The sequence below is a fragment of the Mycobacterium sp. RTGN4 genome (assembly GCF_033804635.1).
GTDB lineage: Bacteria > Actinomycetota > Actinomycetes > Mycobacteriales > Mycobacteriaceae > Mycobacterium.
On the sequence record NZ_JAPZLB010000015.1, the window covers coordinates 1 to 12,232 of the forward strand.

Below are 12,232 nucleotides of genomic sequence, written 5' to 3' on the forward strand. Positions count from 1 at the left end.
TGGCGTCATTCCGAATGTCGCTGCTCAACAGCAGCATTCGTGAACCCAAGCGAAGCTCGCCCGGATGGGCGGCAACGGCTGGCTGATTCATCAGATGAAAACGGCGGAGTTCTTCATGCATAACGAATGTTATCCATCAACGGTTTGTGGCTTGAGTAGCCAGGTACACCCGGTCCTGGCTCGGATACCGAACTAAGACGCGAGAGTGGGCGTCTGCAAACTCTCCAGGAAGGGGACCTCGGATTGTCGAAAATATGGCCTATGTAGATGATCACCGTCGCGTATCACCCGCAACTGTCGCGGCTGCGGCAAATCCAACATTATCGGTGGTGGTGGTGGCCTCCTGCGACTGCCGTCCACACCCGATCCGCGCGAGGAATGTCGATTTGAGCCAGTATGCGGCGAAATGCCGGGATCTTTGCCCTTGGACCGCCTGTGTGCAGTCCACTGCCCCTACTTGGCCCTACTTGGCCCGCGTGTCGAAGTCCACCGCTTAGCGGTGCAAACATGCGCGAGCATGCTCGACGGTGTCAGCGGCCACTTACACCCTGTCCTGAGATACCCGAGGTCAGGGTCCTGGACATTGCTGGCATTGGCTGGGGGTGAAGGCCATGACGCGGTTCAATGCTGGAACCCGGTATTAACAAGCTGGAAATGCGACTCCTTGACACTGGTCATCAGACCACCTGATCACCGGAGGACCTAAAGATGCACGATGGCTTCATTGCAGGCAACAAGTTGTGGACCGACGAACAGCGCGACCGTGCCGAGAGCGTCGCCGCGCATGCCCAGGATCTGGGCTTACGCCAGATCCGCATTGCGTGGAGCGACCAACACGGCATCTTGCGTGGCAAGACCGTCGAGGTGGGGCACTTCTTGTCTACCTTGCGTGACGGGAAGGATTTCCAGACCGCGACGCTCATCTTCGACACCACCAACAACCCGGTCGTCGCGCCCTTCGGCGCCTCCGCTTTGGGCGATCCGCGGATGACTGGCTTGCCCGACGGCGTCCTGGTGCCGGACCCCCTGACGTTCAAGATCCTGCCCTGGCTCGACCGGACCGGATGGATTTTGTGCGATCTTTACTACCAGTCCGGCGAGCGGGTTCCGTTCGATACCCGTGGCGTCCTGCAGACCCAGCTGCAGCGCCTGGCCGCGGACGGGTTCGAGTACGTCGCCGGCATCGAGCTGGAGTGCTACATCACCCGGCTGGTCGACCCCAAACTGAGCTTCGCCGACTCGGGTTACCCGCCGGAGCCGCCGGAGGTCATCGCCGTCTCGCACGGCTTCCAGTACCTGACCGAGAACCGCGGTGACGAGATGGACCCGATTCTGGGTCTGCTGCGCGACAACCTGGTTGAGCTCGGCTTCCCGTTGGCCACCGTCGAAGACGAATGGGGTCCGAGCCAGGTCGAATTCACCTTCGACCCGATGGTCGGAACAGAGGCCGCCGACGCCGCCGTCTTGATCCGCGGCACGATCAAGCAGTTGTGCCGTCGCAACGGCTATCACGCTACTTTCATGGCTCGGCCGAGCTTCCCCAACGCCTTCTCCAGCGGCTGGCACCTGCATCAGTCACTGCGCAGCCAGGACACGCCGAACGCATTTGCGGCGCAGGACGATGCGTTGCTGTCTCCCACCGGAATGCATTTCATGGGCGGCCTGCTCGAACACGCCTTGTCCTGTTCGGTGCTGACCACACCGACCATCAATGGCTACAAGCGGTTTCGACCGGACTCGTTCGCACCGGATCGGGTCGCGTGGGCCGAGGAAAACCGCGGCGCGTTGATCCGCGTCGCCGGGAGCCGCGGGGACGCCACGACGCACCTGGAGAATCGGATCGGGGAACCCGCCGCAAACCCGTACCTGTACCTGGCTTCCCAGATCGTCAGCGGCCGTGATGGATTGCGCCACAAGGCCGACCCGGGACCCTCTGCCGACGAGCCATACCTGGCCGATGCGCCGAGCCTGCACGCGACGCTGGAGTCGGCGGTCAACAGCTTCGAGGGCAGCGACCTGCTCCGCGACGAATTCGGATCGGCGTTCGTGAACTACCTCAGCGCCATCAAACGGCACGAGGTCGCCCGGTTCAACGCCTACGTCACCGATTGGGAGCAGCGCGAGTACTTCGAGGTCTACTGACGTGGCCGACAACGACATCGCGGTCATCGCCCGTCATCGCACCCCCGACCCGGATCCCGCATCGATGGTGACCGTCGGAGCGGCGCAGCTCGGCGGACCTTGGCTGAACCCGGCGGCCCGACTGGCCAAGGTCATCGCCAGCAGTGAGGCCGCGGCCAGCGAAGGGTGTGACCTGGTCGTGTTCCCGGAGGCGTACCTCAACGGATATCCCTTCTGGCTGCCCCGCACCCAGGGTGCTCGGTTCAACGACCCGGCACAGAAGGCCTGCTATGCCTACTACCTGGATTCAGCGGTCGAGATATCTGGCCCCGAAATCGCCCAGATCGAAGCCATGGCAGGCGATCTCGGTCTGACGATCCTGCTGGGCATGACCGAGCGCGGCGTCGGAAACGGCCGAGGCTCAACCTACTGCACGCTGGTGATCGTCGATCCCAAAGCGGGCTTGGTCGGTCACCATCGCAAGCTGGTGCCCACCTACGACGAACGGCTGGTGTGGGCCAACGGCGACGGTGCAGGCCTGCGTACCCACGCCGTGGGTACGGCCCGTATCGGCGCACTCAACTGCTGGGAGAACTGGATGCCGTCCGCGCGGCAGGCGCTGTACGCCGGTGGTGAGGACGTGCACGTCAGTATTTGGCCTGGCACAACGGATCTGACCACCGACATCACCCGGTTCGTCGCACTGGAGGGGCGCGTGTTCAGCGTGGCCGTGTCGGGCCTGTTACACGCCGACGACGTCCCCGACGACTTCCCGCTCGCCGCGGAGCTACGCGCGCACTCGGCGGCGACGTCGTTCAACGGCGGGTCCGCGGTGGCCGGCCCGGACGGTCGATGGCTGATCGAACCGGTGCCCGACACCGAGGGGCTCATCGTCGCCGAACTCGACCTGCGCGAGGTGTCCCGGGAGCGACTGACGTTCGACCCCACCGGTCATTACAGCCGTCCCGACGTGTTCGTCAGCACCGTGCGCCGCGACCGCCGCACTGCGGTCACCTTCATCGACGACGCTATCGACATCCCGTAACTCCCGTTCCAAACCACCACCACCCGAAGGGAATCCAGCATGGCCATCGAACCGACCATCGAATCCGCGGCCCCACCCGGCGAGGGCAGCCGCACCGCCCTGGCCCCCGCGGCGATGGGGCTGGGTGGGGTGATCTTCATCCTGCTCGCCGGCGCCGCGCCGCTCTACGCCATGCTGTTCAACGTGCCGCTGACCGTAATGGGCAGTGGCTATGCCGGGCCCGCCGCGTTCATCGTCGCGACCGTTGCACTGTTGATCTTCTCGGTCGGCTACATCCGGATGTCGCAGCGGGTGCGCAGCGCGGGCGGTTTCTACAGCTTCGTCACCGCGGGCTTGGGCAAGATCCTCGGGCTGGGCAGCGCCTACGTCATCAGTGTCTGCTACATCGTGTTCTGCGCGGCCATCATCGGCCCGACGGCGTACTTCACCCACGGCAGCCTGCAGCACTGGTTCGACATCGACGTCCCGGCGTGGCTGCTGCTCTTCGTGATCCTGGCGAGCTCTTCGGTCCTCGCCTATTTCCGCGTTGGTCTGACCGCGCGTGTCCTGAGCGTGCTGATGTGCCTGGAACTGTTGGGATTGGCCGTCTTCGTCGTCGCGGTACTGGTCCGTGGCGGCGGCCCCGAGGGCGTGAGTCTGCGTCCGCTCAATCCGCTGGCGCTGTTCGGAAACAGCGATGCCGTGGCGGTGTTCGGCGCGGCCGCAGTCGGAGTGGCACTGTTCGGCGCGTTCTGGTCCTGGGTCGGATTCGAGATGGCCCCGAACTACGCTGAGGAGAGTCGCGATCCGGCCAGGGTCGCACGGCTCGCCATGTACGGCAGCGTGATCGGACTCGGCGTGATCTACACGGTCGTGGCGTTCTGCTTCGTCAACGGCTGGGGCGTCGCCGGAGTCGCCGAGGCGGTCAAAGCGCAGTTCGACGGCCAGTACGATTCGGCGTTCTATCCGCTGACCGATCACTTCGGCACCCAGGCCCTCACCGAGTACTTCCGGGTGCTGACCATCACCAGCGGCTTCGCGGCACAACTGGCCTTCTACAACACCGCCGCCCGCTACCTGTTCAGCCTCGGTCGCGAACGCGTCCTGCCCGCATGGCTGGCCGGAACCCATCCACGGCACGGCAGCCCGCACCGCGCGAGTCTGGTCGTCACGGTCGTCGTCGCGGTCTACATGCTGTGCTTCGTCCTCGCTGACAGCTCCGATGCCGCGGCACTGACCAAGCTGGGCACCTGGAGTCCGCTACTGGGTGTTCTCGGGCTGCTGGCCATTCAGGCCCTGGTGTGTGTCGCCATCATCCGCTACTTCCGAGTCAAGGCGCCCGAAGCATTCAGCCCATGGGCGACGCTGATCGCGCCGTTGCTGGGCGCCGCGGCGATGGTTGCCGCCGTCGTCATCCTGCTGATCAACCGCACCACACTTTCGGGCGCGGGTGACGCCATGTTCGTGCGGGCGCTGCCCTGGGTGATCGGCGGGCTCTTCGTGATCGGCGTCGTCACCGCGGCGGTGTTCCGGCAACGCGCACCGCAGCGCTACGCGGCCATCGGCGCCTTCACCAGCTTCCACGACTGAGCGGGTCGTCGGTCCGGCGGCCTGGTTCGCCGTCGGCCCGAGGCATCAGCGGTAATGTGGGCGGAAAGACCGACTACCTGCGCGACGGGACGTACATGCCGAGCTCTGCTGCAAAACGCGCGCCGCTCCGCCCGGTGAGCCGCAAGCCCATCTACGAGCAGGTCAGCGATCAACTGCGAGAGTTCATCGACGTCAACCAGTTGCAGCCCGGCGACCGACTGATGACCGAACGCGAGCTGGCTCAACAATTGTCGGTCGGTCGATCCTCCATCCGCGAGGCGGTCACTGCGTTGCGCGCGCAGGGCATCGTCGACGTTCGGCACGGCGAGGGAATCTATCTGCTGCGCCGACCCGAGGACCTGATCTCCTCACTGGCCGCCGAGCTCATCGAAACGCACGCCGATCACCCCTATATATGGGAGACGCGGCAGGCGCTGGAAACCCAGTGCGCACGGATCGCCGCGGCGCGGGCCCGTCAGCCTGACCTCGACGAGATGGAGGCCGCCCTAAGGCTCATGGCCGCCGAGATTGCCGATGGTAAGCCCGGCCTGGATGGCGACCGGCGCTTCCACATGGGTGTCGCCGCGGCCTCACACAACCCCATCCTCATCGAGCTGCTCAACGGCATTCGCGGGTCGCTGGACCGGACCTCGGAAACGTCGCTGACCCGGACCGGGCAGCCGCCACGCTCCCTCGACGACCACCGGGCCATCCTGGCCGCCATCGCGGCGGGCACTCCGGCCGAGGCCGCCGACGAGATGTTGCGCCACCTGGTGAGCACCTGCGACGGTTTGTTGGAGGATCGGCATCGCCCCACCAACGGCTAATCCGCGACGGGTGCAGTGTCCGCACCCGAACGGCGTCTCGCGACTCGAACGTGGACACCTCCGGCGCCCGAAGGCCGTCCTGGGGACGGCAACTGCCAGGGGTACAGCTTTGAGCGGAACGTAGCCGTGAGCCCGGTCGCAAAGTTCCCGCTCAACTCCCTCTTTCATGAGTTTGGGCATGTGATGCGCGGGCACACCACTGACAGTGCGGAGGGCGAGAGCCCCTGCAGCCGTGGGGTCGCGAGTTCCAGGCAGAGCCGGTGGCCTACCTCTGCGCACACGAACTCGAGTTGAGCGCCATCCCCTCTCCGGCACGACCGTATAGGCGGCCCGATCATCGGCTTGCTAGCAAGCAGATGATTGCCAGCGTACTCCGGAACCCAAACCCGCGATCTGATGAAGTGTTTCGAAGGGCCGCGCCCCGCGATCGTGGCGGCGCGAGTGGACGGCTTTCCGTGTCGCCGCACGGGTCCATTCACGTTCGTGGTCAACCGCTTCTACAAGGCGTCGCCGGGCCACATCGAGGATGTGTGTACTCCACCAGGATCGTGGGCTACTCGTTGGACTTTGCAGGGATCCAGATCGCGCGACGATGGTCGCTGCGCGGCGCTGCGAGGTTTGGCAAAGCACGCCTGGGTGGGCTTGCCGGGTGCTACACAGGCGCCTGGTAGTGCGCCGCGGAGTTGCGCAGCTGCCAGATCTGGCCGGGACACAAGATGCCGACGGCGTTGGAAACCACGTAGTTGGCCGCCTGTTCGTCGTTGGGCATGACGTCGAACTTCACGTCCGCCATGACGCTGCCATATGGCTCACCTAGGCCGACCTTGTCGCAGATCCCATAGCCATAGCCGATTGCATCGTTGTTGGGAAAGTCGAAGTGCCGCCGCACGATGACGTCGTAGGTGTATTCCACTTCGGGTCCAGGAACTGCGTGCGCCGACGGCGCCTGCACGACGCTGCCGAGGGCCGTGGCCATGGCCGCCGCGGCGATGGCCGCGTTACGCTGCTTCATGTAGCACTCCTACTAGCTGGTTGTGTCGTTTGTCGTCGGAGGCAGTTGGCGATCAGCCACTTCCGGAGTGGTCACATCGTCTGGCCGTAAGACGCTGAGGCAAAGGAGATGTGCGAGGCGGCAGCATCGAGGTGTGCGCCCGTCGGCGAAGCCATCTGTGCGAAGTGGGGGCGCACCCGTCGTGGACGTTCGTCGTGTGGCGTGGGCCTGGTATCTGGTCGGACGTCTGGTGACCCGAGTGGGTCGGGCATCCGCAACCCTGCCATCAGGGTCCGCAGACGTGGTTCGCTGTCGCTGCCAAAGTATCCAGAAACCCAGGCCCACAACGGCGGCGAGAGTTCTGTTGGTATCTCGACATCGTGTTGGGCGAAGACATCCAGGAGCTCGTTGATGGCCTCGACCTGATCTCCGGCACCGATCTTCACGCACAGCCAGATCTGCGCGTCGGGTGAGAGCGCCGCCCTAGCCACGTCGACGAGCGACCACACGAGGAAGGTCTCTTCTGCTCTGTTCATTAGCCGCCGCTCCGATTGGTGACGGCCATGGACGAAGACAGTTCGTCGGCAGAACGGTGTCGGGCGCCTGATCGCGCGAGGAGTGCCTGGGCGGTGTAGGTGTGGGCGCCTTCGAGGTCGTCGCGGATGGCTTCCTGGGCGGCCGGGGGCAGGGTGTGCAGGATCTGGCGCACCCGCTCCTGGCGGCGGCGCACAGCGTCGCGCTCGGGGATGCCCGGGGTGACCGTCAGCTGCGGGGGCACACCCACGATCTCCTCGACACCACCGTCGTGGTGACCGGCGTCGACCAAGGCCTGCTCCTCGGCCATCGTCGACTCGTCCTTCTCCTCCGACATACCGATGGGCCCGATGCGGCGGCCGTTGAGGAACTGGCGCACCACCGGCTCATCACTGGTCAACAGCACCTCACGCGGGCCGAACATGACCAGATGCTTGCGGAACAGCATGCCGATGTTGTCGGGCACCGTACGGGCGATGTTGATGTTGTGCGTCACGATCAGGATCGTGCAGTCAATCTGAGCGTTGATATCGATCAGCAACTGGCTCAGATAGGCGGTACGCACCGGATCCAGGCCCGAGTCGGGCTCATCGCACAGGATGATCTTCGGGTCAAGCACCAGCGAGCGCGCCAGCCCGGCGCGCTTGCGCATACCGCCGGAAATCTCACCGGGGAACTTGGTCTCATCCCCGCCCAAGCCCACCATCTCGAGCTTCTCCATGACGATGTTGCGGATTTCACTTTCCTTCTTCTTCGTGTGCTCACGAAGCGGGAAAGCGGTGTTGTCGAACAGGCTCATCGAGCCGAACAGCGCACCGTCCTGGAACATGACGCCGAACAGCGTGCGGATCTCGTAGAGCTCCTTGGCCGAGCACTCGATGATGTTGGTGCCATCGACGATGATCTTGCCCCGCTCCGGGCGGAGCAGACCGATCAGCGACTTCAAAAACACCGACTTACCGGTACCCGACGGGCCCAGCAGAACGCTGACCTCACCCGCGGGGATGTCAAAGGTGACGTTTTCCCAGATTCGCTGGGAACCGAAGGACTTCGTCAGCCCTTCAACCTGAATGCCGATACCCATTCACAACCCTTGCTGCTAGTGAAATTGGTCGATCAACGGATGGAGGCGGCCAGGTCACCGGACATCGCGGCCAGTTGCGGTCCCCAACTGCTCCAGCCGTGGTCCCCGCTCGTCGGGAAGTCGAAGTGCCCGTTGCTACCTCCGTCGCCGCGGTAGGCCGCATAGAACGACCGGTTGCTGCCCTGGGCTTGGTCGGGGTAGCCGATCATCGTCGCCGGGTCACTGGCGGTCAGCGTCTGTGGCGAGAACACCCATAGCCGAGTGCCGTTGTCGACCAACAGCTGTGCGTGCACCATTGGGTCGTGCCACTTCCACCGACCCAGCTGCGCGGCTCCCCACATGGCCTGGGTGTTGACCCCGCCGTACTGGGCCATGCCGGCGGCGATGGCGCCGTTGAGCGCGGTATAAGACGGGCTCAAGAACCCCGACATCGACCCCGCATAGCGGTAGCGGTCGGGGTGAAACTCGGCTAGCGTCAACGCAGCGGTGCCGCCCTGCGACGCGCCCACCACCGCGTGCCCGCCCGGAGCTAGTCCCCGGTTGGCGGCCAACCAGTCCGGCAACTCACTCGACAGGAACGTCTCCCACTGCTTGGAACCATCGGCCTCCCAGTCGGTGTAGAGGCTCCAGGCTCCGCCCGCTGGGGCAACAACCGAGATGCCCTTGCCAGCAAGGGTATTCATTGCATTGCCTCCGGACACCCAGTTGCTGACGGAGTCGCCAGCATTGAAGGCGTCGAGTAGCACCACCGCATGGGGGCCGCCCGATTGGAATGCAACGGGGATGTCGCGACCCATGGATGCGGAAGGAATCATTAAGTACTCGACGCCGGCCGCTCGGGCCGTGGCCGCATTCCACAAACACGCGGTGAGCACCGCGGCCAATGCTGCGCGAAGAATTATGGTGGTCAACCTCATCGCGAATCGATCCTTCGTCGGGACTCTGCTGGACGGTCCGCGCGTCCCTGGCGCGCTTGGACACTGGGGATTGTTAGATCGGGGGGTAGGCCGGCGGCGGATAAACACCGCGAAGCGCCCAGGGCAACCAGCTGAAGAAGTATTCGAGCTCGTCACTAGCGTCGTAGTCGGGGTTCGGATCCATGTGGATCGGTCCTCTCGGGCTGGCGTCGACGTTGCACTGCTTTTGCGTCAATCCTGGTGTTAGTTCCGCGGTTTGGGCCTCCTCGTGGGCGCTTTGCGTGCGGGTCGGATCATGTTGAGCGACAGACGCAGTCATCGTGCCGGTGTACCGTAGACGGCCACCACCACGCTGCGGTCGAGGCTGTTCGCCGACCACACCCCGATCGCGGTGTGCGCGCAGTCGGCCATGATGGCGTAGTACGCCGGGTTGTAGTACCACTGGTGTAGGACTTCGAGGCCACTGATGGCCAGGGCCGGATTGATCGCGACGGTCTCGGCGACGTCACCGTTGAAACCCGCGGCCTGCGCCCGGCTTTGCGGCGTCGAGCCGTCGGAGCCGGTGTCTCCGTCGAGGTCGTGATTGTTGAGCACGTCATCGGTGTGCCGTTCGGCCGCGCGCTGCAGCTGCGGGTTGACTTTGACGTCGGTGGTGCAACCGGCTTGGTGCTGCAACGTGTAGACGTTGATGGCGACACCGCTGTTGAGGCGTGAGTTGTCGGCGTGCGCGACGGGGCTGCACAGGACGGCGGCGACGCTCAGTGTGGTGACGGCGGTTAGCGCCGCGCAGGTGCGAAGTCGGCTCTCGCTCATGGGATTCCCTCGTCGTTCGGTCGTGGCGCTCGGTCGATCGTCGTGATACTTTCCGCTGCCCGGAGCAGCCGGGCGCGTCCGGGGTCTAGACGGGTTCGAATTGCGAGACGAGCCATCGGTCACCGACCTTGTCGAGGGTCACGCGCACACTGGACAGTGAAGCCGTGGGGGCTCCGGCGCCGATGGTGGTCGTCTGGTCGACGAAGACCAGCACGACGGCGTGCTGCGCGGTCGCCGATATCGACGCGGCGGCCGGCACGGTGGCCACCGCAGAGATTTGCTTCGCCTTCGAACCGGGGATGACGACATCGTTGATCAACGTCGTGTAGTCGCCACGAAAAGAACCGGTCAAGCGATCGGCTGCGGCGGTGAGATCCTTGTCGACGGTGTCCGGTTGGTATGCCAACATCGCGATCGTCGATTCGGTCGCCACTTGCACGGACTGCGCGGCGGCCTGGCGCGACAGCTGAGCCGACCCGGCTTTCCACTTGAGATAGCCTGCTCCGACGGCTAAGACCAGGGCTAGCCCCGGTAACAGGGCAAAAGCAATGGCGCGCGTCCACGAGATCCGACCGAACCGCGACCGCGTCGACGTCGTGGCACCGGCGTCGGCAGTGTCGCCAGTGGTGTCGCCGCGACGCGGCGTGTCGTCGATGGCCTCGGCCGCAACGGCGGAACCTCCGTCCTCGGTCGTCGCATCCGACGGCGAGTCGTCGGCAACCTGGTCGATGTCCAGGGACATGGTGAATTCCGTTCAGTTGGTGATCATTCCATTGACGATGTGATGTCAGTCGGTCTTGGTCATGGCACGAACTGCACGTCGGATACCTTGATAGCGTTATCGGCATTCTGAACGTCGATGAGCATCCGCCAGGCGCGCGGTTGTTGCTCTTGTGCACCCACATTCGACGTCTTCACCGATACGGTAACCAGCACTCTGGCGGTATCTCCGTCCTGCGACTCGAGGCCTGCGGCGGTGACGGTGCCCTCCGACTTTGACTGTGCCTGTTTGACCACGTCGACGAAGGGCTTCGACCGGTCTTGGAAGTCCTTGCGGAACGTTCCCGTCGACGCATCCAAGATCCGCTGTATGTCGGCGTCGACCCTGGTGTAGTCGATGGAGGTCAGGTCGACGGCGCCTTGCCGCGCGGCGTCGATCATCGCGGCGCGGGTTGCCTGTGCTCGGCGGTCCGCGATCACACGGTACCCCAGCCACCCGGCTACCGACCCCAATGCGATCACGATGACCACGCCGACGGTGATCGCAGTGGCCGTGGTCGACGGGCGTCTGCGCCCGGTCGCCTCGTCGGCGGGAGCCGGTGTGTTGTCGGATTCGGCTCCGGCGACGGATTTGGTTGCCGCAGTGGCTGACTCGTGCTCGCCGACGACGTCTTCGGTGTCGACGCTGCTTGTTTCGCTCAGTTCGGCGGTGTCAGCATGCTTTGCCATGTCTTCCCTCGATTGTTGGGAGCCAGGTTCGACTGGGTGTAGACGGGGCCGTCGGGGTCTTGGTGGCTGCCGGACGCGGGGGCGTAGTACGCTCTCGCGGCTTCCTCTCCATCTCGTCGATCACCGCGGATGCCGGTACCGCCCGCGGGCGCGTTGACCCACCGGTCGTTCGCAAGCTCGATCATCATGACGTCCTCGTGTTTCGATGGCATAGAACGGCCGATGCAGCGACGGATCCGCTTAGCTGACAGGATTGTTGGCGTGTAGCTGTGCCAGGGCTGCCGCAGTCTCGGCTCATCGGCATACGCAGTCGAATCGGCGATGACTCTCGCGTGGCCCATCGTCGGCGTGCTCGTAGGTGCATTTGTTTCCTCCGACTTCCCGGCATCAAGATGGGGTGACTGTGACGAGCAGCGAACTGGCCGCCACCGTGCGCGGGGTCACTTACGACTGCCGATACCGTTCTTGACACGCTGGAAGCATAACTTGCTTGCAAGCAAGTAGCTAGAGTCGGTGGGCAGACGATCGGGAGAGCGTTCCGCGCGCGGGTTTCCTGGACAATACCGCCGATTTTCGGAATTACTTGCGCGCAGGCAGATAAGCCGAGTAGCTTGCGCTTATGCAAGTTGAGATGCAGTCGGCAATGATCCGTCGAAGGTGAGGCTCCTCACACTGCGTTACCTGTATCCCGCGGCTACCTCGATGGCTTCACCAGAACGACGGGCCACCCTCCTGATCTGAACAACTGCTTCCCCCAACTCAGCTGTCACGTACGTTCTCAAATCCAAGAGAGGCACTAGTCGATGCTCACGTTCACGTGCTGTGGCAACGCCTTCGGATCGTTCTTCTCGGCTATCGGGCTGTGCTCACGCGGTTGTCGGC

General features: G+C 64.4%; 11 protein-coding genes and 1 pseudogene. 4 read left to right on the forward strand and 8 right to left on the reverse strand.

Features of this window, described 5'->3' with window-relative positions:
• The first annotated feature begins 708 nt into the window (after nucleotides 1-708).
• The 4 genes from SLQ30_RS26035 (at nucleotide 709) to SLQ30_RS26050 (ending at nucleotide 5,562) form a co-directional block, all read left to right on the forward strand.
• A complete protein-coding gene (locus SLQ30_RS26035; RefSeq protein WP_319449833.1) occupies nucleotides 709-2,142 on the forward strand; it encodes a glutamine synthetase family protein in 1,434 nt (477 codons plus the stop codon).
• Between the two features lies 1 nt (nucleotide 2,143).
• Nucleotides 2,144-3,166, forward strand: a complete 1,023-nt coding sequence (locus SLQ30_RS26040; RefSeq protein ID WP_319449832.1) for a carbon-nitrogen hydrolase family protein — start codon at nucleotides 2,144-2,146, stop codon at nucleotides 3,164-3,166.
• A gap of 39 nt (nucleotides 3,167-3,205) precedes the next feature.
• On the forward strand, nucleotides 3,206-4,735 hold the full coding sequence (locus tag SLQ30_RS26045; RefSeq protein WP_319449831.1) for an APC family permease: 1,530 nt from the start codon (nucleotides 3,206-3,208) through the stop codon (nucleotides 4,733-4,735).
• A gap of 134 nt (nucleotides 4,736-4,869) precedes the next feature.
• Nucleotides 4,870-5,562 (forward strand): FadR/GntR family transcriptional regulator, encoded by a 693-nt coding sequence (locus SLQ30_RS26050; RefSeq protein WP_319449830.1) that lies wholly within the window; start codon nucleotides 4,870-4,872, stop codon nucleotides 5,560-5,562.
• A gap of 652 nt (nucleotides 5,563-6,214) precedes the next feature.
• Here the strand turns inward: SLQ30_RS26050 and SLQ30_RS26055 are convergent.
• The 8 genes and pseudogenes from SLQ30_RS26055 to SLQ30_RS26085 form a co-directional block, all read right to left on the reverse strand.
• A complete protein-coding gene (locus SLQ30_RS26055) occupies nucleotides 6,215-6,574 on the reverse strand; it encodes a DUF732 domain-containing protein (protein WP_319449829.1) in 360 nt (119 codons plus the stop codon).
• A 71-nt stretch (nucleotides 6,575-6,645) separates the two neighbouring features.
• Nucleotides 6,646-7,089, reverse strand: coding sequence for a hypothetical protein (locus SLQ30_RS26060; RefSeq protein ID WP_319449828.1), 444 nt, complete (start codon nucleotides 7,087-7,089; stop codon nucleotides 6,646-6,648).
• Nucleotides 7,089-8,171, reverse strand: coding sequence for an ABC transporter ATP-binding protein (locus tag SLQ30_RS26065; protein ID WP_319449827.1), 1,083 nt, complete (start codon nucleotides 8,169-8,171; stop codon nucleotides 7,089-7,091). The genes SLQ30_RS26060 and SLQ30_RS26065 overlap by 1 nt, the downstream gene beginning before the upstream one ends.
• A 32-nt stretch (nucleotides 8,172-8,203) precedes the next feature.
• Nucleotides 8,204-9,088 carry an alpha/beta hydrolase family protein gene (locus tag SLQ30_RS26070; RefSeq protein WP_319449826.1) on the reverse strand — a complete coding sequence of 295 codons (885 nt, stop codon included), beginning with the start codon at nucleotides 9,086-9,088 and terminating at the stop codon, nucleotides 8,204-8,206.
• A gap of 73 nt (nucleotides 9,089-9,161) precedes the next feature.
• Nucleotides 9,162-9,269, reverse strand: a pseudogene (locus SLQ30_RS33175) (hypothetical protein); the annotation flags it as partial.
• A gap of 134 nt (nucleotides 9,270-9,403) precedes the next feature.
• The gene (locus SLQ30_RS26075; protein WP_413468185.1) at nucleotides 9,404-9,901 is read right to left on the reverse strand and encodes a CAP domain-containing protein; all 498 of its coding nucleotides are present in this window, start codon (nucleotides 9,899-9,901) and stop codon (nucleotides 9,404-9,406) included.
• 85 nt (nucleotides 9,902-9,986) lie between these two features.
• Nucleotides 9,987-10,643 (reverse strand): hypothetical protein, encoded by a 657-nt coding sequence (locus SLQ30_RS26080; RefSeq protein WP_319449825.1) that lies wholly within the window; start codon nucleotides 10,641-10,643, stop codon nucleotides 9,987-9,989.
• Between the two features lie 59 nt (nucleotides 10,644-10,702).
• On the reverse strand, nucleotides 10,703-11,350 hold the full coding sequence (locus tag SLQ30_RS26085) for a mammalian cell entry protein (protein ID WP_319449824.1): 648 nt from the start codon (nucleotides 11,348-11,350) through the stop codon (nucleotides 10,703-10,705).
• Between the last annotated feature and the right edge of the window lie 882 nt (nucleotides 11,351-12,232).

Coding starts and splice junctions, on each gene's coding strand:
- SLQ30_RS26035 (WP_319449833.1), top strand. CDS start 709: ATGCACGATGGCTTCATTGCAGGCAACAAGTTGTGGACCGACGAACAG.
- SLQ30_RS26045 (WP_319449831.1), top strand. CDS start 3,206: ATGGCCATCGAACCGACCATCGAATCCGCGGCCCCACCCGGCGAGGGC.
- SLQ30_RS26055 (WP_319449829.1), bottom strand. CDS start 6,574: ATGAAGCAGCGTAACGCGGCCATCGCCGCGGCGGCCATGGCCACGGCC.
- SLQ30_RS26060 (WP_319449828.1), bottom strand. CDS start 7,089: ATGAACAGAGCAGAAGAGACCTTCCTCGTGTGGTCGCTCGTCGACGTG.
- SLQ30_RS26065 (WP_319449827.1), bottom strand. CDS start 8,171: ATGGGTATCGGCATTCAGGTTGAAGGGCTGACGAAGTCCTTCGGTTCC.
- SLQ30_RS26070 (WP_319449826.1), bottom strand. CDS start 9,088: ATGAGGTTGACCACCATAATTCTTCGCGCAGCATTGGCCGCGGTGCTC.
- SLQ30_RS26075 (WP_413468185.1), bottom strand. CDS start 9,901: ATGAGCGAGAGCCGACTTCGCACCTGCGCGGCGCTAACCGCCGTCACC.
- SLQ30_RS26080 (WP_319449825.1), bottom strand. CDS start 10,643: ATGTCCCTGGACATCGACCAGGTTGCCGACGACTCGCCGTCGGATGCG.
- SLQ30_RS26085 (WP_319449824.1), bottom strand. CDS start 11,350: ATGGCAAAGCATGCTGACACCGCCGAACTGAGCGAAACAAGCAGCGTC.